This window comes from Geobacillus sp. GHH01 (assembly GCF_000336445.1).
GTDB lineage: Bacteria > Bacillota > Bacilli > Bacillales > Anoxybacillaceae > Geobacillus > Geobacillus zalihae.
In genome coordinates, this window is record NC_020210.1 from 1,221,929 (window position 1) to 1,240,258 (window position 18,330).

18 protein-coding genes are annotated in these 18,330 nt (G+C 55.7%); 16 read left to right on the top strand and 2 right to left on the bottom strand.

All coding sequences use genetic code 11. The features are described from left to right. From GHH_RS06155 to GHH_RS06170, 4 genes are all read left to right on the top strand, one after another. The gene (locus GHH_RS06155; protein WP_015374461.1) at positions 1-852 is read left to right on the top strand and encodes a 3-hydroxyacyl-CoA dehydrogenase family protein; all 852 of its coding nucleotides are present in this window, start codon (positions 1-3) and stop codon (positions 850-852) included. A gap of 128 nt (positions 853-980) precedes the next feature. Further along, entirely contained in the window at positions 981-2,132 is a 1,152-nt protein-coding gene (locus GHH_RS06160) for a thiolase family protein (RefSeq protein WP_015374462.1), read from the top strand. 150 nt (positions 2,133-2,282) lie between these two features. Beyond that, positions 2,283-2,852 carry a Uma2 family endonuclease gene (locus GHH_RS06165; RefSeq protein WP_015374463.1) on the top strand — a complete coding sequence of 190 codons (570 nt, stop codon included), beginning with the start codon at positions 2,283-2,285 and terminating at the stop codon, positions 2,850-2,852. A 99-nt stretch (positions 2,853-2,951) separates the two neighbouring features. Continuing rightward, on the top strand, positions 2,952-3,830 hold the full coding sequence (locus GHH_RS06170; protein WP_015374464.1) for a DMT family transporter: 879 nt from the start codon (positions 2,952-2,954) through the stop codon (positions 3,828-3,830). A gap of 322 nt (positions 3,831-4,152) precedes the next feature. Here GHH_RS06170 and GHH_RS06175 read toward each other — a convergent pair whose 3' ends face one another. Then, positions 4,153-4,770 carry a trimeric intracellular cation channel family protein gene (locus tag GHH_RS06175; protein ID WP_015374465.1) on the bottom strand — a complete coding sequence of 206 codons (618 nt, stop codon included), beginning with the start codon at positions 4,768-4,770 and terminating at the stop codon, positions 4,153-4,155. A 160-nt stretch (positions 4,771-4,930) separates the two neighbouring features. Here GHH_RS06175 and hflX point away from each other — a divergent pair, with 160 nt between their 5' ends. The 4 genes from hflX (at position 4,931) to glnA (ending at position 9,317) form a co-directional block, all read left to right on the top strand. Further along, positions 4,931-6,178, top strand: coding sequence for a GTPase HflX (gene hflX / locus GHH_RS06180; protein WP_015374466.1), 1,248 nt, complete (start codon positions 4,931-4,933; stop codon positions 6,176-6,178). 13 nt (positions 6,179-6,191) lie between these two features. Further along, positions 6,192-7,463: a methionine gamma-lyase family protein gene (locus tag GHH_RS06185; protein WP_015374467.1), complete on the top strand. Its 1,272-nt coding sequence runs from the start codon at positions 6,192-6,194 to the stop codon at positions 7,461-7,463. A 76-nt stretch (positions 7,464-7,539) separates the two neighbouring features. After that, positions 7,540-7,941 (top strand): MerR family transcriptional regulator, encoded by a 402-nt coding sequence (locus GHH_RS06190; RefSeq protein ID WP_015374468.1) that lies wholly within the window; start codon positions 7,540-7,542, stop codon positions 7,939-7,941. Between the two features lie 41 nt (positions 7,942-7,982). Beyond that, positions 7,983-9,317 (top strand): type I glutamate--ammonia ligase, encoded by a 1,335-nt coding sequence (glnA, locus tag GHH_RS06195; RefSeq protein WP_015374469.1) that lies wholly within the window; start codon positions 7,983-7,985, stop codon positions 9,315-9,317. Between the two features lie 64 nt (positions 9,318-9,381). Here the strand turns inward: glnA and lexA are convergent, their stop codons facing one another. Further along, positions 9,382-10,005: a transcriptional repressor LexA gene (gene lexA, locus GHH_RS06200; RefSeq protein WP_011230827.1), complete on the bottom strand. Its 624-nt coding sequence runs from the start codon at positions 10,003-10,005 to the stop codon at positions 9,382-9,384. 151 nt (positions 10,006-10,156) lie between these two features. Here lexA and yneA point away from each other — a divergent pair, with 151 nt between their 5' ends. The 8 genes from yneA (at position 10,157) to GHH_RS06240 (ending at position 18,321) form a co-directional block, all read left to right on the top strand. Further along, positions 10,157-10,462 carry a cell division suppressor protein YneA gene (gene yneA, locus GHH_RS06205; RefSeq protein ID WP_015374470.1) on the top strand — a complete coding sequence of 102 codons (306 nt, stop codon included), beginning with the start codon at positions 10,157-10,159 and terminating at the stop codon, positions 10,460-10,462. A 19-nt stretch (positions 10,463-10,481) separates the two neighbouring features. Further along, entirely contained in the window at positions 10,482-11,135 is a 654-nt protein-coding gene (locus GHH_RS06210) for a recombinase family protein (RefSeq protein ID WP_015374471.1), read from the top strand. A gap of 129 nt (positions 11,136-11,264) precedes the next feature. Then, positions 11,265-11,495: a DUF896 domain-containing protein gene (locus tag GHH_RS06215; protein WP_013145682.1), complete on the top strand. Its 231-nt coding sequence runs from the start codon at positions 11,265-11,267 to the stop codon at positions 11,493-11,495. 100 nt (positions 11,496-11,595) lie between these two features. Next, positions 11,596-13,602 (top strand): transketolase, encoded by a 2,007-nt coding sequence (tkt, locus tag GHH_RS06220; RefSeq protein ID WP_015374472.1) that lies wholly within the window; start codon positions 11,596-11,598, stop codon positions 13,600-13,602. A 246-nt stretch (positions 13,603-13,848) separates the two neighbouring features. After that, entirely contained in the window at positions 13,849-14,286 is a 438-nt protein-coding gene (gene sirA / locus GHH_RS06225; protein WP_015374473.1) for a sporulation inhibitor of replication protein SirA, read from the top strand. An 89-nt stretch (positions 14,287-14,375) separates the two neighbouring features. Then, complete coding sequence (locus tag GHH_RS06230) at positions 14,376-14,588, top strand: YneF family protein (protein ID WP_011230833.1); 213 nt, start codon at positions 14,376-14,378, stop codon at positions 14,586-14,588. Between the two features lie 124 nt (positions 14,589-14,712). Beyond that, a complete protein-coding gene (locus tag GHH_RS06235; RefSeq protein ID WP_015374474.1) occupies positions 14,713-16,452 on the top strand; it encodes an ABC transporter transmembrane domain-containing protein in 1,740 nt (579 codons plus the stop codon). Positions 16,453-16,542: 90 nt separating this feature from the next. After that, positions 16,543-18,321: an ABC transporter ATP-binding protein gene (locus tag GHH_RS06240; protein ID WP_015374475.1), complete on the top strand. Its 1,779-nt coding sequence runs from the start codon at positions 16,543-16,545 to the stop codon at positions 18,319-18,321. Positions 18,322-18,330: the final 9 nt, after the last annotated feature.

Consider the following 18,330-nt stretch of genomic DNA (forward strand, 5'->3'; position numbering starts at 1 on the left):
GTGGCAGACACCATTGCGGTCATCGGCGCCGGGGTGATGGGAAGCGGCATCGCGCAAACGGCGGCGATGGCGGGAAAAACGGTGTATTTATATGACGTGTCCGAAGCGGCCTTGCAAAATGGGCTCGCTTCGGCGGAAAAAAGCTTGCGCCGCTTTGTCAAAACCGGCGGGCTGTCCGAGCCGGAAGCGCGAGCGGCGCTCGGGCGCATCCGCTCGACCGTCGATTTGGCCGAAGCGGTGCGCGGGGCGGATGTCGTCATCGAAGCCGTGCCGGAAAACTTGGCGCTGAAAAAAGACGTGTTTCAGCAGCTTGATCAACTGGCGAAGCCGGACGCCATTTTAGCGACCAACACATCCGAGCTGAGCGTCACGGCGCTTGCCGCCGCGACCAACCGGCCGGAGAACGTCATCGGCATGCATTGGTTCAATCCGGCGCCAGTGATGAAGTTGATCGAAATTGTGAAAGGTGAGACGACTTCCGACGACACAGTCGACGCCATCCGTCGGCTGTCTGTGGAGCTTGGCAAAGAAACGGTCGTCGTGAAAGACCGGCAAGGGTTTGTGACGACACGGGCGCTTGCCGCCCATATGATTGAATGCATCCGCATGTACGAAGAAGGAGTTGCTTCCGCTGAGGATATCGACAAAGCGGTGCGGCTTGGCCTCAATTATCCGATGGGTCCCTTTGAGCTCGCCGACATGGTCGGGCTTGATACGCTCCTGTTTGTGAGTGAAAACATGACGGAAGCATACGGCGACCGGTTCCGGGCGCCGCAGCTTTTGCGCAAGCTCGTTGAAGCCGGGCATTTAGGGCGGAAAACAGGGAAAGGGTTCTATACGTATGCAAAATGAACAAGCGCCTCTCACGGAGAGGTGGACAGAAACGGGCTCGTTTGGCGGCGCCGCGGTGCATCGTTGGATACAACGGTGCGGCTGCGCCGTCAAGGCGTGGCGTTGACAACATCAACAAGGAGGAGAAAATGGTGCGTGAAGCGGTGATTGTGGAAGCCGTCAGGACGCCGGTCGGCAAGCGAAACGGCGTCTTCCGGGATGTTCATCCGGTGCATCTTGCCGCGGTGGTGCTCGATGAAGTCGTGCGCCGGGCGGGCATTGAGAAACGGATGGTCGAAGACATCGTCATGGGCTGCGTGACGCCGATCGCCGAACAAGGGTACAACATCGGCCGGCTGGCGGCGCTCGAGGCCGGATTCCCGATCGAAGTGCCGGCCGTGCAAATCAACCGAATGTGCGGCTCGGGGCAGCAGGCGATTCATTTCGCCGCCCAGGAAATCCGCTCTGGCGATATGGATGTCACGATCGCCGCCGGAGTCGAAAGCATGACGAAAGTGCCGATTTTAAGCGATGGCAACGAGCAGACGATTCCGCCGTCGCTTCATGAAAAATACGAATTCATCCACCAGGGCGTCTCGGCTGAGCGGATCGCCAAAAAATACGGCCTGACGCGCGCGGAGCTGGATGCCTATGCCTACGAAAGCCATCGGCGCGCCTTGGCCGCCTTGCGCGAGGGGAAATTTCGCGCCGAAATCGTTCCGGTGAAAGGGCTTGACCGCGATGGCCGCGAAATCCTTGTCACCGATGATGAAGGGCCGCGGGCCGATACATCACCGGAAGCGCTCGCCGCGCTCAAGCCGGTGTTTCAAGAAGACGGCGTCATCACCGCCGGCAATGCGAGCCAAATGAGCGACGGGGCGGCCGCTGTGCTTTTGATGGAACGGGAGGCGGCGAGGCGGTTCGGACTGAAGCCGAAAGCGCGCATTGTCGCGCAAACGGTCGTCGGCTCCGACCCAATGTACATGCTGGATGGCGTCATTCCGGCGACGAGGCAAGTGCTGAAAAAAGCCGGCCTCTCGATCGATGACATCGACCTCATTGAAATCAACGAAGCGTTCGCCCCGGTCGTGCTCGCCTGGCAAAAAGAAATCGGCGCTCCGCTTGAGAAGGTGAATGTCAACGGCGGCGCCATTGCGCTTGGCCATCCGCTCGGCGCCACCGGTGCGAAGCTCATGACGTCGCTTGTTCATGAACTTGAACGGCGCGGCGGCCGCTATGGGCTATTGACGATTTGCATCGGCCACGGGATGGCGACGGCCACGATCATCGAGCGGGAGTAAGAGCAACGCGTGGAAAAAACATTTGTTTGACACACGCTCGACAGCGGGGGCGCCCGCTGTTTTTTCTTTCGTGACGGGAACATAAAAGTATGGGACGGAGCCAGTGCCGTGTGATAAGATGAAAGAAAAGAAAGTGAAAGGGGAAGCGCAGTGCAGAAGGAGAAGCCGTTTTACACGTATGGCGACATTGAACATTGGGAAGGAAATTGGGAACTGATCGATGGCGTTCCCTATTTATTGGCGTCTCCGTCGTTTGAGCACCAGTATGTGGTCGGACAACTGCACCTTGCATTGGCTTCGTATTTTCAGGCGCGCGGCTGTCATGTTATTCTTGCCCCGTTTAATGTTCAGCTTGATCCTGAAGAGCCGGAACGGATGGCGAAAACGGTTGTTCAGCCGGATTTATCAGTCGTTTGTCGGGTTGAGCAAATCGGGAATCGGCGAATGAAAGGGGCTCCCGATCTCGTTGTGGAAGTGCTGTCGCCAAGCACCGCCCTGCGCGATCGAAACCAGAAATACTATTTATACGAAAAATATGGGGTGCATGAATATTGGATGGTAGACCCCAGCAATCGAACGATCGAAGTGCTCAGCTGGCAAGATGGACGATTTCAACAGCGAGCGGTTTTCGGGCCAAGCGATGAGCTGGTTTCGTTTTGGCAACCGGATTTGACGGTTCCACTCGCCCCTGTGTTTCCTCCGGAAGAAAGCGATGTGTAGCTGATGGAGAACAGCCTTGTTTGACTGCCATCTCTGGAAATAACGGCTTCGCCTTTGATGTCAGCAGCAGAAAGAAGAACGCATAGGGGGATCGATGCCATGAAACAACCTGTTCTCGCTTCCTTGTGTTTATCGCTTGCTGCCAGCATTTGGGGCGGGATGTACGTCGTGAGCAAATACGTGTTGGACTACATTCCGTCGTTTACGCTCGTCTGGCTGCGCTACGCCGTTGCCTTGATTGTGCTCGGTGCCATCGCCGCGGTGAAACGCGAGCGCCCGCCGAAAAACGGGCGTGATTGGGGAATGGTCATCGCGATCGGAATCATCGGCTACGTCGTTTCTATTTCCTTGCAGTTTGTCGGCACGAAATGGTCGAACGCCCATACTGCTTCGCTCATTACCGCCTCAACGCCGGCGTTTGTCGTCTTGTTTGCCCGCTGGCTGCTTGGCGAGGCGCTTACATGGCGGAAAATGGCCGCGCTGCTACTGGCGACAGCGGGTGTCATCGTCATCGTTGGCCTCGGGGGCAGCGGGGAGTCGACGTTCGCTGGAAATATGGCGTTAGTCGGCGCGGCGATCACTTGGGCGCTGTTGTCGGTGCTGGTGAAAATGGCGTCAGCTCGCCTGTCCGTGTTTTCGGTCACTACGTATGCCATTTTTGTGGCATTCATTGGCATGACCCCGATGATGTTCGCCGAAGGGCCAGGGCTTGCCGCGAGCCATTGGAGCGTTCCCGTCGCCCTTGGAGTGTTGTATCTTGGCGTTGTATCGACGGCGGGGGCATTTTTTCTTTGGAACAAAGGGATGGAAATGATCGACGCCGGCGTCGGCTCGCTCTTTTTCTTTTTCCAGCCGCTTGTCGGCTCGCTCTTTGGCTGGCTGCTGTTGCATGAGGAGCTCACCGCCTCGTTTTGGCTTGGTGGGGCGCTGATCGTTGCTGGGGTGGTCGTGGCGGTGCGAAGCGGGCAAAGCGCGTAAAGGAAAGCGTCAGCAAACTATATAGATGCAACGAAGAAGTTTAACATATCCTTGACGGAAAAGCGGTTTTCCCCTTTTCGACTGTCGGAGGAAAGCCACAGGCTTCTCCGTCACGCCTTGGCGTGACGGAGGACCGAACAACCGCCTGCTTCACAGACCCATATATGGGTCTTTAAGCAGCGTTGTTCGGTCACTCGACAGTCGGATGAAATGACCGGTAAAAAAGAAAAATGGCAAAGCTTTAAATTGCATCTATATAAAAGCGAGGAGCCGTCTATCTTTTCGTACGAATCAATGAGTAGATGTTGTTTTTGCCGTTTGATCATTGCTCGCCCGCTTTTTCTCCAACCGCCCGCCGCGGCAGCTTCCAACCGTATGTGTACGACAAAATGCGGAGGGCGGCGACGACAATCAACAGCACATACAGCTCCATGGGCGATTCGGCCCATTTCAGCCCAACGGCGAGACCGGCGAGAATGGCCCAGGCGGCATAAATTTCTGCGCGCAACACGAGCGGCTTTCTTCCCGCCAACACGTCACGGATCATGCCGCCGCCGCTTCCGGTCAACACCGCGGCGACGATGACCGCGCTTAATGGATGCCCCATGTTGACGGCATGCAGCGCCCCTTGAATGGCGAACGCGGACAACCCAAGGGCGTCAAAAAAGTTGCCCCACCGCTTCCACGGCGGCAGCATTTGCTTTGGGAACAAATACACAACTGTCATGGCCGCCAAAGCGACAAGAAAGAGCGGCTGCTGTTCCCATAACGCCGACACGGGGACCCCGATCAACAAATTGCGCACCGCCCCGCCGCCAAAAGCGGTGACAATCCCTAAAATGTACACCCCAAGCAAATCGTACTCCTCTTCCATCGCGACGATCGCCCCGCTGATGGCAAAGGCGATCGTGCCGATGATGCTCAATACTTCCCACGTCATTCGTGCTGTTCCTTTCCGTGTCGTGTTCTTGTATCATTGTAGAGGCAAAAGCGGCGGAAAATCAATCGTTTTTTTGGAACGAACTAGCAGACCGACGGTGGGATTTGGTATCATGAACGTAGAGAACATGTTCGCCGCGAGGGAAAGGAAGGGGGATGCCATGAGCCGTGAACAAGCGATCCTTGTCGGCTGCCAGCTCGCTGGTGTCGATGATGAACGGTTTCGCTATTCGATGGAGGAGCTCGCTTCGCTCGTTGCGACGGCGAACGGCGAGGTTGTGGCAGAGGTGACGCAAAAACGTGAAGCGCCGCACCCGGCGACGTATATCGGAAAAGGGAAAACGGAAGAGCTCGCCGCCATAGTCAAGCAGCTGGAACCGGACGTGGTTATTTTCAACAGCGAGCTCTCTCCAAGCCAAGCGCGCAATTTGACGAACATGCTTGGCGAGGTGAAAGTGATTGACCGGACGCAGCTCATTTTAGACATTTTTGCAAGGCGCGCCCGCTCAAAAGAAGGAAAGCTGCAAGTCGAGCTCGCCCAGCTGGAGTATATGCTGCCGCGCCTTAGCGGCCAAGGGGAGGCGCTGTCCCGCTTGGGCGGCGGCATCGGCACGCGCGGTCCGGGGGAGACGAAGCTGGAGACCGACCGCCGTCACATTCGCCGCCGCATTGACGATATTAAAGGCGAACTTCGCCGGGTGGCTGAGCATCGCGAACGCTACCGCGAGCGCCGGCAAAAAAACCGCGCCTTTCAAGTGGCGCTTGTCGGCTATACGAACGCCGGCAAGTCGACGATTTTCAACCGGCTGACCGCCGCCGATTCGTTCGAGGAAAACTTGCTGTTTGCCACGCTCGACCCGTTGACGCGCAAATGCGTCTTGCCATGCGGCTATACGGTGCTTCTCACCGATACGGTCGGGTTCATCCAAAACTTGCCGACGACGCTTGTCGCTGCGTTTCGCTCGACGCTTGAAGAAGTGAAGGAAGCGGATTTATTGCTTCACGTCGTCGATTCGTCGCATCCGGACTACGCCGAGCATGAGCGGACGGTATCGCGGCTCTTGGCGGAACTAGGGGCTTCTTCCATTCCGGCCGTCACCGTTTACAATAAAAGCGACCGGCAAACGCTGGAATTTCTCCCGACGACAACCGATGCGATCGTGATGAGCGCGCTCTCGGCTGCCGATGTCGACCGGCTCCGCCGCTTTATTGAAGAAGCGGTGAAACGGCAAATGGTTCATTATGACGTATCGATCCCGAGCGGGGAAGGAAAACTGCTCGCCCAGCTAAAATCGGACACCATTTTGCACGAATGGCATTATAATGAACAAAGGGGCACGTACGACTGCCAAGGGTACGTGCTGCCAGCGCATCCCTTGTATGGGGAATTGCAATCATTCCAACGGTAGAAAGGGTTCATCGATGTTTTGGACACAATGGAAACATGGAGAAACGATCGCTGCACTTGTTGAGGAAGTTGAACAGCAAATTGCGCCGATCCACCGGCGCATCGACCGGATGGTCGATGCGAACCAATATCGCGTGCTCGACAGTTTCCGCCGCCATCAAGTGAGCGACGGGCATTTCATCCCATCGACCGGGTATGGCTATGACGATATCGGCCGCGATACGCTTGACCGCATTTACGCCGATGTATTCGGGGCGGAAGCGGGGCTTGTGCGCCCGCAAATCATCTCCGGCACGCACGCGATTGCCATCGCGCTGTTTGGCGTGTTGCGCCCGGGCGATGAACTGCTTTACATCACCGGCGCTCCGTACGATACGCTTGAGGAAATCGTCGGCGTCCGCGGCCGCGGCGTCGGCTCGCTGAAAGAGTTTGGCATCCGCTACCGAAGCGTGCCGCTTACGGCGGACGGGGCCGTTGATTTTCCGGCGGTGCGCGGGGCGATGAACGAGCGGACGAAAATGATCGGCATTCAACGTTCGCGCGGCTATGCGACACGCCCGTCGTTTACGGTCGACGAAATCGCGGAGATGATCGCTTTTGTCAAAGCGATTAAGCCCGACGTCGTCGTGTTTGTCGACAACTGCTACGGCGAGTTTGTGGAGGAGAAAGAGCCGTGTCATGTCGGCGCCGATTTGATGGCCGGCTCCCTCATTAAAAACCCGGGCGGGGGCTTGGCGAAAACAGGCGGCTATATCGTTGGGAGGCAAAAATACGTCGAAGCGTGCGCTTACCGGATGACCTCGCCGGGCATCGGGGCGGAAGTCGGTCCGTCGCTTTACAACTTGCCGGATATGTATCAAGGCTTTTTCCTTGCGCCGCACACCGTGGGCCAGGCGCTCAAGGGGGCGGTGTTTACGGCGGCGATGCTCGAGCGCATCGGGCTTTCGACATCGCCGTCGTGGAAGGAGAAGCGCACAGACCTCGTGCAATCGGTCCGCTTTGACGATCCAGAACAAATGGTCGCTTTTTGCCAAGCCATCCAAGCCGCTTCTCCCGTCAACGCCCATTTCACCCCGTATCCAAGCGAGATGCCCGGCTATGAGGACAAAGTCATCATGGCGGCAGGCACGTTCGTGCAGGGCGCGAGCATCGAGCTAACGGCAGACGGGCCGCTGCGGCCGCCATATGTCGCCTACGTGCAAGGCGGGCTGACGTATTCACACGTCAAAATCGCCATTTGTTCAGCCGTCCACCGTTTGCTTGAACAGCAGTTGATTTGTTTGTGAGAAAATGTAACGCTTCATTGACTCGTTTCTTGACATTATGGTAAAATGAAGGTATCAAAAGCGAGGAGGAATTGGCATGAGCAGTCATATTCGTCGTTCCATGCCATTGTTTCCGATTGGGATCGTGATGCAGCTGACTGACTTATCCGCCCGCCAAATCCGTTATTACGAAGAGCATGGCCTTGTCACGCCGGCGCGCACGGAAGGCAACCGGCGGCTGTTTTCGCTCAATGACATTGACCGTTTGCTTGAAATTAAAGATTTAATCGACCAAGGCGTCAACTTGGCCGGCATTAAGCAACTTTTTGCCGCGCGGGAGGAAGGACGCCAAGAGCAGCGCGAAAAAATCGAGAAGGTCGGAAAACCGAAGTTGTCCGACGAAGAGCTGCGGGAAATTTTGCGGAATGAATTGCTGCAGGCCGGGCGGTTCCAGCGCGCATCGCTTCGCCAAGGAGATCTCGCTCGCTTCTTTCACTAAGGATTGAGAAATGATTTCGGAGCCGGGGAGGAGTTTCAATCATGGCAAAATATACGCGCGAAGACATTATGCGCATCGTCAAAGAAGAAAACGTCAAATACATCCGCCTGCAATTTACGGATATTTTAGGCACGATCAAAAACGTCGAAATTCCGGTCAGCCAAATCGAAAAAGCGCTCAACAACAAAATGATGTTCGACGGCTCCTCGATCGAAGGATTCGTCCGCATCGAAGAATCGGACATGTATTTGTATCCGGACTTGGACACGTTCGTTATCTTCCCGTGGACATCGGAAAAAGGAAAAGTGGCCCGCTTCATCTGCGATATTTACAATCCGGACGGCACGCCGTTTGAAGGCTGCCCACGCTACAACTTGAAGCGGGTGCTGAAAGAGATGGAAGCGCTCGGTTTTACGGCGTTCAACTTAGGGGCGGAGCCGGAGTTTTTCCTCTTTAAGCTCGATGAAAATGGCCGGCCGACGATGGAACTGAACGACCGCGGCGGCTATTTCGACTTGGCGCCGACCGATCTCGGGGAAAACTGCCGGCGCGACATCGTGCTCGAGCTTGAGGAAATGGGCTTTGAAATTGAAGCATCGCACCATGAAGTTGCCCCGGGCCAGCACGAGATCGATTTTAAATACGCCCATGCCATCAAAGCGTGCGACGACATTCAAACGTTTAAGCTCGTTGTCAAAACGATCGCCCGCAAACACGGGCTGCACGCGACGTTTATGCCGAAGCCGATTTTTGGCATTAACGGTTCCGGGATGCATTGCAACTTGTCGTTGTTCCGCAACAACGAAAACGCCTTTTTCGATCCGAACGGCGATTTGCAGTTGAGCGATACGGCGCGGCAGTTTATCGCCGGTGTGCTGAAGCATGCGCCGAACTTTACGGCGGTGACGAACCCGACCGTCAACTCGTACAAGCGGCTTGTTCCAGGCTATGAAGCGCCGTGCTACGTCGCTTGGTCAGCGCGCAACCGCAGCCCGCTCATCCGCATTCCGGCTTCGCGCGGCATGAGCACGCGCATCGAAGTGCGCAGCGTCGACCCGTCGGCGAACCCGTATTTGGCGATGGCGGTCCTCCTTGCCGCGGGGCTCGACGGCATTCGCAACAAACTGACTCCTCCGGCGCCGGTCGACCGAAACATTTACGTCATGACGAAAGAAGAACGGCTCGAAGAAGGCATTGTCGATTTGCCGGCCACGCTCATCGAAGCGCTCGAAAATTTGAAATCGGACGAAGTGATCGTCCAAGCGCTCGGCAAACATTTGTTCGAGCATTTCGTCGAGGCGAAAGAAATTGAGTGGGATATGTATCGGACAACGGTTCATCAATGGGAATTGGACCAATATATGGAACTCTACTGATTCATAAAAAAGCTGCCCCGTTTTTTTTCAGGGCAGCTTTTTTATGGGCGCAGGCCGGCACGAGTCAGTCGAACAGGCGATAGACGCCGATCACTTTGCCGAGAATCGTGCAGTCGCGGACGATGATCGGCTCAAGATGGGCGTTTTCCGGCTGCAGGCGGATGTGGTCTTTTTCCTTGAAAAACCGCTTCACCGTCGCCTCGTTGTCTTCCGTCATGGCGACGACGATGTCGCCGTTGTTGGCCGATGACTGCTGGCGGACGATGACGTAGTCGCCGTCGAGAATGCCGGCTTCGATCATGCTGTCGCCCATCACTTCAAGCATAAACAGCTGCTCCTCGCCAGCGGCGAGCCGCTTCGGCAGCGGAAAGTAGCCTTCGATGTTTTCCACCGCTGTAATCGGTTGACCGGCCGTCACCTTGCCGATGATCGGCACCGAGATGATCTCCTCTTTTTCTCTCTCCTTGGCCATATCGTTGTCCAAAATTTCAATGGCGCGCGGCTTTGTCGGGTCGCGGCGGATGTACCCTTTGCTTTCTAGGCGCGCGAGATGCCCGTGGACCGTCGAACTTGACGCCAGTCCAACCGCTTCCCCAATTTCCCGCACCGACGGAGGATAGCCTTTTGTTTTTACTTCCTGTTTAATAAACTCTAAAATTTGCTGTTGTCGTTTTGACAGTTTCGTCATGGTTTCACACCTCTCGCCACATCATTTGCCTTCATTATACCATGCGGAAGACGAAAAAACAAACATAAGTTCGAGTTTTTTATTGACACAAACAAATGTTCTTGACTATAATGAAGGAAAGCGAACAAACATTCTAGAAAGGGTGGGGAGAATGGGGAAAACGTTGCTGCACTATGTTTTGTTTTCATTTTTGTTTGCGCTCGTGTTGGCAGGGTTCGTTTACGCCAGCAGCCCGGTCGATAAAAAAGAATACGTGACGATCACGGTCGCTCCCGGCGATACGCTTTGGGGGCTGGCAAAACAGTACGAACAGGAACACCATATGCCGCCTGATGAGTTCATCCGCTGGGTCGTCGATGTCAACCATTTGCCGAGCCCGCGTCTTGCCGCCGGTGAACAAATTGTCATTCCTGTGTTAAAATCAAAGCAGGGCGGCTCGGTGGCCGTCAATCAGTGATGGAAAGAAGGGATTGGCCATGAGGGCGGTCATTTACTGCCGAGTCAGCACGGACAAAGCTGAACAGGAAACGTCGCTCGCGAGGCAACGAGATGAGCTCGAGCGACTGGCGGCCGAGTGTGGATTTGAAGTCGTTAAAGTGATCGCCGAGCAGGCGAGCGGTTATGAAGCCGACCGCGACGGCGTGTTGGAGCTGCTTTCGCTTTGCGAGGAAGGCGAGGTCGATGTGCTGCTCATTCAAGATGAAACGCGGCTTGGGCGCGGCCATGCGCGCATGGCGGTGCTGCATTGCTTGAAAAAGCAAGGGGTGAAAATATACAGCGCCAGCCACCGCGGGGAGATGCCGCTGTCGGAGGCCGATGAGATGGTGTTATCCATCATCGCGATTGTCGAGGAGTACCAAAGAAAAATACATAACGCCAAAATTAAGCGTGGCATGCAGCGAGCCATCGCCAGCGGCTACCGACCGGAGCGGAACCTAAGGCGCCGGGGCGAAAACGCCGGGCGCGATCGAATTGATCTGCCGGTTGAGGAGATCGTCCGCTTGCGCGAGCGCGGACTGACGTTTGCCGATATCGCCGCGACGATGCGAAGCTTCGGTTACGAGGCGTCCAAGGCGACCGTCCATCGGCGTTACCAGGAATATATGGACGAGCAACAAAGGCGGCGTTGATCGTGTACTGCGCCTGACCCTAAAGCGGCGAGCGGGCAAAGGAAGCCAAGATGCCATCGTTGCCATCTTCCCGGTTGATCAGATAAGATAAAACAGAGTGAGAATATGGCAGATAGGAGAAGATGATCAATGCTTGCCAAACATAAATTAGCCCGCATCAATGAACTGGCGAAAAAAGCGAAAACGGCCGGCTTGTCGGCCGAAGAGGCCTTCGAGCAAGCGAAGCTGCGCCGTGAGTACATTCAAGCGTTCCGCAAGGCGATGACCGATATGCTCCATACAGTGACCGTCATTGACCCGAACGGCAACGACGTGACGCCGAAAAAATTAAAGGAAAGCCAGCGGCGGCGCTTCCATTAAACGGTCGAAAGAGGGGTGGCTCGGAAAATAACGTTGTACAAGCCGATCGATTTTCTATATGATAGTAAATGACACCATGTTGATGAAAGGGAGGAAGACGATGGCGCATTCAATCGAGGAGTTGGCGATTACGACGATTCGAACGCTGTCGATTGACGCGATCGAAAAAGCGAAATCCGGGCACCCGGGCATGCCGATGGGCGCGGCGCCGATGGCGTACACGCTTTGGACGAAATTTATGAATCATAACCCGGCGAATCCAAACTGGTTCAACCGCGACCGGTTTGTCTTGTCAGCCGGGCACGGGTCGATGTTATTGTACAGCTTGCTTCATTTAAGCGGCTACGACGTATCGATGGATGATTTGAAACAATTCCGTCAATGGGGAAGCAAAACGCCGGGCCATCCGGAATACGGCCATACGCCGGGCGTGGAAGCGACGACGGGACCGCTTGGCCAAGGGATCGCGATGGCGGTCGGCATGGCGATGGCGGAGCGGCATTTGGCCGCTACATACAACCGCGACGGGTTTGAGATTATCAATCATTATACGTACGCCATTTGCGGCGATGGCGATTTGATGGAAGGAGTGGCGAGCGAAGCGGCGTCACTCGCCGGCCACTTGAAGCTCGGCCGTCTGATCGTCCTGTATGACTCGAACGACATTTCGCTGGACGGGGAGCTCAACCTGTCGTTCTCGGAAAACGTCGCCCAACGTTTCCAAGCGTACGGTTGGCAATATTTGCGCGTTGAGGACGGCAACAATATTGAAGAAATCGCCAAAGCGCTCGAGGAGGCGCGGGCGGACCTCAGCCGGCCGACGCTCATTGAAGTCAAAACGACGATTGGCTACGGCGCGCCAAATAAAGCGGGCACGTCCGGCGTCCACGGCGCTCCGCTCGGCGCCCAAGAGGCGAAGCTGACGAAAGAGGCGTATCGTTGGACATTTGCGGAAGATTTTTACGTGCCAGAAGAAGTGTACGCCCACTTCCGTGCGACGGTGCAAGAGCCGGGAGCGAAAAAAGAGGCGGAATGGAATGAGCAGCTCGCCGCCTATGAACAGGCCCATCCGGAACTGGCCGCCCAATTGAAGCGAGCGATCGAAGGCAAACTGCCAGATGGATGGGAAGCTTCTTTGCCGGTATACGAAGCAGGCAAAAGCCTGGCGACCCGCTCATCGTCCGGGGACGTGATCAACGCCATCGCCAAAGCGGTGCCGCAATTGTTTGGCGGTTCGGCGGACTTGGCAAGCTCGAATAAAACGCTCATCAAAGGCGGCGGCAACTTCTTGCCGGACAGCTACGAAGGGCGCAACATTTGGTTTGGCGTGCGCGAGTTTGCCATGGGGGCGGCGCTCAATGGCATGGCGCTTCACGGCGGATTGAAAGTGTTCGGCGGCACGTTCTTCGTGTTCTCTGACTATTTGCGTCCGGCGATCCGCTTGGCGGCGCTGATGGGCTTGCCGGTCATCTACGTCTTGACGCACGACAGCATCGCCGTCGGCGAAGACGGCCCGACGCACGAGCCGATCGAACATCTCGCTTCGCTTCGGGCGATGCCGAACTTGTCGGTCATCCGTCCGGCTGACGCAAACGAAACGGCGGCCGCATGGCGGCTGGCGCTCGAATCGACGGACAAGCCGACTGCGCTCGTCTTGACGCGTCAAGATGTGCCGACGTTGGCGGCAACAGCTGAGTTGGCGTATGAAGGCGTGAAAAAAGGTGCGTACGTCGTTTCACCGGCGAAAAACGGTGCTCCGGAGGCGCTGTTGTTGGCGACTGGCTCGGAAGTCGGTCTGGCCGTCAAAGCGCAAGAAGCGCTTGCCGCTGAGGGCATCCATGTCTCCGTCATCAGCATGCCATCGTGGGACCGCTTCGAAGCGCAGCCAAAATCGTACCGCGATGAAGTGCTTCCGCCGGCCGTGACGAAGCGGCTCGCCATTGAAATGGGCGCGTCGCTCGGTTGGGAGCGCTACGTCGGCGCCGAGGGCGACATTTTGGCCATCGACCGATTCGGTGCTTCCGCTCCGGGAGAGAAAATCATGGCCGAGTATGGCTTTACGGTTGACAACGTCGTCCGCCGCACAAAAGCGCTGCTCGGCAAGTAACCGGAAAAGCTGCCCTTGCGTTGTTGCAGGGGCAGCTTGTTTTTGTGAAAGATGGCTGCGCTTTGGTCAAGTATTTTCGGGGTTGAATCGAGGACAAAGGCTTGTTTGTTGGCCTGTTTGCGGCCGCATGGCCATCGCAAACAAAAATCGACAATGTTAGTGAAAAAACTTGCCGTTAATAGACATATTTTTCCCCTTTCATTTTCTATAATAGAAAATAGATTGAACAGAAATGGGGGATGGGGCATGGTCCGCTATTGGATTTATTTGTTGAATGACGATGTGGCGTCGCATTACCGCCATCGGGCAGAAAAAATTGTCGAACTGCTTCGTGAGCATCAATACGCGAAAGCGCCGCTGAAGGCGATTTGCCGCAAGCAAGTCGAATTTATCACCGAACGGCTGTCATTTTCGCGCCTGGAACTTGGCTTAAAGCAATATTTTGCCGGCCGCGTCGGCAAAAATTTGGAGCGCAATATGTTTGTTTTGCAAAACGATTCCGGCGAGGAAGCGTTGCTTGTCGTGCAAAAGCGCCGCTTGCTTCTTGTCGCTGACAGCGCGCCGCTTGCCGCGGACATCGGACGGGCGCTCGCTCGGATTTCGCCGACGTTTTTGGCGGTCGACGCCGATTTTGTCGATTACTACTGGCTGTCTGCGCCTCGACAAGGAAGAAAATTTGCGTAATGAAAAGATTTTTGCCGCGAAATATTGTCTAATGACGCATCGTTTAGTACACTGTTAGGGAGACAACAAGAAGGAGGAAAATCGCTGTTATGTGGGGTACGATTCTCGTTGGCGTGCTGGCGCTCATCGCCGGGGTGGCGATCGGATTTTTCGTCGCCCGCAAAACGATGATCAATTATTTGAAGAAAAACCCGCCGATCAATGAACAAATGATTCGCATGATGATGATGCAAATGGGAATGACGCCATCCCAGAAGAAAATCAATCAGATGATGAAAATGATGAACAATCAACTGAAATAAGCGAAACGGACACTCGATCGAGAGTGTCTTTTTATTTTGCCAAAATGTTCTTTCAAAATTTTTCTAGTTTTGTTACAATAATATGGCGATTGTTCGTCAGCCAAATGAAAGGAGGGCGGGCCTTATGCGCGTGTTTCGCGATTTGTTTTGGTTTTTCCGTCAAGAAAAGAAGGCGTATATCACCGGCATTTTCGTGCTTGTCATCGTGGCGTTTTTGGAGACCGTCCCGCCGAAAGTGCTCGGCCTGTTGGTCGATCATATGAAAAACGGCACGATGACAAAAGAAGTGCTCATCCGCTGGATCGCCGTCCTCGCCGCCGTTGCGGCGGCGCTTTACGGGCTCCGCTACGCTTGGCGCATTTTCATTTTCGGTTCGGCGGTCAAGCTTGCCCGCCAGCTGCGCAACGAGCTGTATCAGCATTTTACGAACATGTCGCCGTCGTTTTACCAGCGGAAGCGGATCGGCGATTTGATGGCCCATGCGACCAACGATTTGCAGGCGATTCAGCAGACGGCCGGAAGCGGCATTTTGACGCTTGTTGACTCAGTGACGCTTGGCGGGTTCGTGTTGGCGACGATGGCGTTTTCGATCAGCTGGAAGCTGACGCTCATCAGCCTATTGCCGATGCCCGTGATGGCGGCGGCGACGAGCCGCTATGGGACGATGCTCCATCGTCGGTTTTTAACGGCGCAAGCGGCGTTTTCGTCGCTGAACGACAAGGTGCAGGAAAGCGTCAGCGGCATCCGCGTCATCAAGGCGTTCGGCTATGAGGAACACGATGTCGAGGCGTTTCGCCGTCAATCGGAAGACGTCGTGGCGAAAAACGTTGCCGTCGCCAAAATTGACGCCTTGTTTGATCCGACGATCGGGCTGCTTGTTGGGCTGTCGTTTTTTCTCGCTGTGGCGTTTGGCAGCCAAATGGTTTTGGCGGGCGAATTGACGATCGGCGAGCTTGTGTCGTTTACGACCTACCTTGGCCTGCTCATTTGGCCGATGTTGGCGTTCGGCTGGCTGTTTAACATTGTTGAGCGAGGGCGCGCTTCGTACGACCGGGTGCGGGCGCTGTTGGCTGAACAAGATGAAATCATCGAGCACCCCGATGCCGTAGATGTCCCGCCGAAAGGGGACATTGAATACCGTGTTCGCCGGTTCGTCTATCCGGGAGAGACAAAGCCGGCGCTCGCGGACATTCGTTTTTCGCTGGAGCGCGGGGCGACGCTTGGCGTCGTCGGCAAAACCGGGGCGGGCAAAACGACGCTGCTTCGCCTGCTGCTGCGCGAGTTTGACGGCTATGACGGCGAGATTCGCTTCGGCGGCCGCGACATCCGCGATTATACGCTTTTCGCGCTCCGTTCGGCGATCGGCTACGTGCCGCAAGACCATTTCTTGTTTTCTGCCTCTGTCCGCGACAACATTGCCTTTGCCAAGCCGGAAGCCAGAGAGGACGAGGTCGTCCGGGCGGCGCGGCTGGCCGACATTCATGAGGACATTTTGCAGTTTCCCGACGGGTATGAGACGGTCATCGGCGAGCGCGGCGTTTCCCTATCCGGTGGGCAAAAACAGCGGCTGTCCATCGCCCGGGCGCTTCTCATTGACCCGGAAGTGCTCATTTTTGATGATGCGTTGTCGGCCGTGGATGCGAAGACCGAGGCGCGGATTTTAGCGGCGCTCAAACAGGAGCGGCGCGGAAAAACGACGATCATCGCCGCTCATCGTTTAAGCGCGGTTGAGCATGCCGATTGGATTCTCGTCTTTGACGGGGGGCGAATTGTGCAGGCCGGAACGCACGAGCAGCTGATGGCAGAAGACGGCTGGTATCGTGACATGCACCGACGCCAGCAGCTTGAGGCGCTTGCGGAGTAACAACAGACCTGAACGTTCGAGCTCCCGCCAAAAACGAGCGGATCGAAAAACATGAAAACACAAGTTGTTTGTGGAGATAGGGGGAAGTGGATGAACGACCGATGGTTGACAACAAAAGAGCAGCGGCGCGTTTTATGGCGGCTGCTCGCTTATATGGGAAGATACAAAAAAGAAACTGCGCTTGCGTTTACGCTTCTTCTGTTGGCAACGGCCGGGGAGCTTTCCGGCCCGTATTTGGTGAAAGTGTTCATTGACGACTATTTGGTGCCGGGCCGCCTTGCTTTTGGACCGGTGGCGGCGCTGGCCGCCGCCTATCTCGGCGTGCTCGTCTTGAAAACGATCATTTCCTACTTCCAGCTTGTCGAGTTTCAGCGGCTCGCTTTGCACGTCATTCAAGCGCTGCGGATGGATGTGTTTGCGAAAGTGCACCGGCTCGGGATGAGCTATTTTGACCGGACGCCGGGCGGAAGCATCGTTTCGCGGGTGACGAACGATACAGAAGCGATCAAGGACATGTTCATCAGCGTCCTAGCGGCCTTTGTGCAAAACGGCTTGTTTGTCATCGGCGTGTTTGTCGCCATGTTTTCGCTTGATGCTAAGCTTGCGTTGTTTTGCCTGTTCATCCTCCCGGCGATCGCGTTCATCATGCACACATACCGACGCTACAGCTCGGTGTTTTATCAAGAGATGCGCGAACGGCTGAGCGAACTGAACGCCAAATTGAACGAATCGCTGCAAGGAATGGCCGTCATTCAAGCGTTCCGCCAGCAGCGCCGTTTATATCAAGAGTTTGCCGCCGTCAATGAAGCGCATTACAAGGCGGGGATGAAAAACATCCACCTCGATGGACTGCTGCTTCGACCGGCGATCGATGTGGTGTATATGTTGTCAATCATAGTGGTTCTCAGCTTTTTTGGCATCACGGCGCTTGATGGCCCAGTTGAGATCGGCGTGCTGTATGCGTTTGTCAACTATTTGGAGCGCTTTTTCGAACCGGTGACGCAAATGATGATGCGCCTGTCTCTTTACCAGCAGGCGATCGTTTCCGCCTCTCGCGTGTTTGCCCTTCTTGATCATCAAGAAGAGGCGCCGGCCAATCCAAACTGGTCGCCGCATGCGATCGAGCGCGGGGAAATCGAATTTCGGGATGTCAGCTTTTCCTACGATGGCAAACGGGATGTGCTGAAACGGCTGTCGTTTGTCATCCGTCCAGGTCAGACGGTCGCGTTTGTCGGCCATACCGGCAGCGGCAAAAGTTCGATCATCAACTTGCTCATGCGCTTTTATGAGTTTGACCGCGGCGATATTTTGCTTGACGGCCGGTCGATCCGCGATTACTCGCGCGCCGAGCTGCGCCGCCGCCTCGGCCTTGTCTTGCAAGATCCGTTTTTGTTTTACGGGACGGTCAAAGAGAACATTCGCATGTATAATCAGGAACTGGACGACGAAGCCATTCAGGAGGCCGCTCGGCTCGTGCAGGCCGATGCGTTTATTGAGCAATTGCCCGATCGTTACGACCATGTGCTCGCCGAGCGCGGGGCGACGTTATCAAGCGGTCAGCGCCAGCTTCTTTCCTTTGCTCGCACGATCGCTGCTGATCCGAAAATTTTGGTGCTCGATGAGGCGACCGCCCATATTGACACCGAAACAGAGGAAGCGATTCAAGATGCGCTCATGCGCATGCGGAAAGGGCGGACGACGATCGTCATCGCCCACCGTCTATCAACGATTCAAGACGCCGATCAAATTTTCGTCCTCCACCGCGGCGAAATCATCGAGCGCGGTACGCATCAGCAACTGCTGGCGCAAAAAGGGCTTTACTACCAAATGTACTTGCTGCAAAACGGCCTCGTCGACGTCCATGCGTAAATGGCGGCG

Excerpts from the sequence above, each read along its gene's own strand:
- GHH_RS06160 (WP_015374462.1), top strand. The coding sequence starts at position 981 with ATGGTGCGTGAAGCGGTGATTGTGGAAGCCGTCAGGACGCCGGTCGGC.
- tkt (WP_015374472.1), top strand. The coding sequence starts at position 11,596 with ATGGCGCATTCAATCGAGGAGTTGGCGATTACGACGATTCGAACGCTG.
- GHH_RS06235 (WP_015374474.1), top strand. The coding sequence starts at position 14,713 with ATGCGCGTGTTTCGCGATTTGTTTTGGTTTTTCCGTCAAGAAAAGAAG.
- GHH_RS06175 (WP_015374465.1), bottom strand. The coding sequence starts at position 4,770 with ATGACGTGGGAAGTATTGAGCATCATCGGCACGATCGCCTTTGCCATC.
- glnA (WP_015374469.1), top strand. The coding sequence starts at position 7,983 with ATGGCAAAATATACGCGCGAAGACATTATGCGCATCGTCAAAGAAGAA.
- GHH_RS06240 (WP_015374475.1), top strand. The coding sequence starts at position 16,543 with ATGAACGACCGATGGTTGACAACAAAAGAGCAGCGGCGCGTTTTATGG.
- GHH_RS06190 (WP_015374468.1), top strand. The coding sequence starts at position 7,540 with ATGAGCAGTCATATTCGTCGTTCCATGCCATTGTTTCCGATTGGGATC.
- GHH_RS06210 (WP_015374471.1), top strand. The coding sequence starts at position 10,482 with ATGAGGGCGGTCATTTACTGCCGAGTCAGCACGGACAAAGCTGAACAG.
- lexA (WP_011230827.1), bottom strand. The coding sequence starts at position 10,005 with ATGACGAAACTGTCAAAACGACAACAGCAAATTTTAGAGTTTATTAAA.
- GHH_RS06185 (WP_015374467.1), top strand. The coding sequence starts at position 6,192 with ATGTTTTGGACACAATGGAAACATGGAGAAACGATCGCTGCACTTGTT.
- hflX (WP_015374466.1), top strand. The coding sequence starts at position 4,931 with ATGAGCCGTGAACAAGCGATCCTTGTCGGCTGCCAGCTCGCTGGTGTC.
- GHH_RS06230 (WP_011230833.1), top strand. The coding sequence starts at position 14,376 with ATGTGGGGTACGATTCTCGTTGGCGTGCTGGCGCTCATCGCCGGGGTG.
- sirA (WP_015374473.1), top strand. The coding sequence starts at position 13,849 with ATGGTCCGCTATTGGATTTATTTGTTGAATGACGATGTGGCGTCGCAT.
- GHH_RS06215 (WP_013145682.1), top strand. The coding sequence starts at position 11,265 with ATGCTTGCCAAACATAAATTAGCCCGCATCAATGAACTGGCGAAAAAA.
- yneA (WP_015374470.1), top strand. The coding sequence starts at position 10,157 with ATGGGGAAAACGTTGCTGCACTATGTTTTGTTTTCATTTTTGTTTGCG.
- GHH_RS06170 (WP_015374464.1), top strand. The coding sequence starts at position 2,952 with ATGAAACAACCTGTTCTCGCTTCCTTGTGTTTATCGCTTGCTGCCAGC.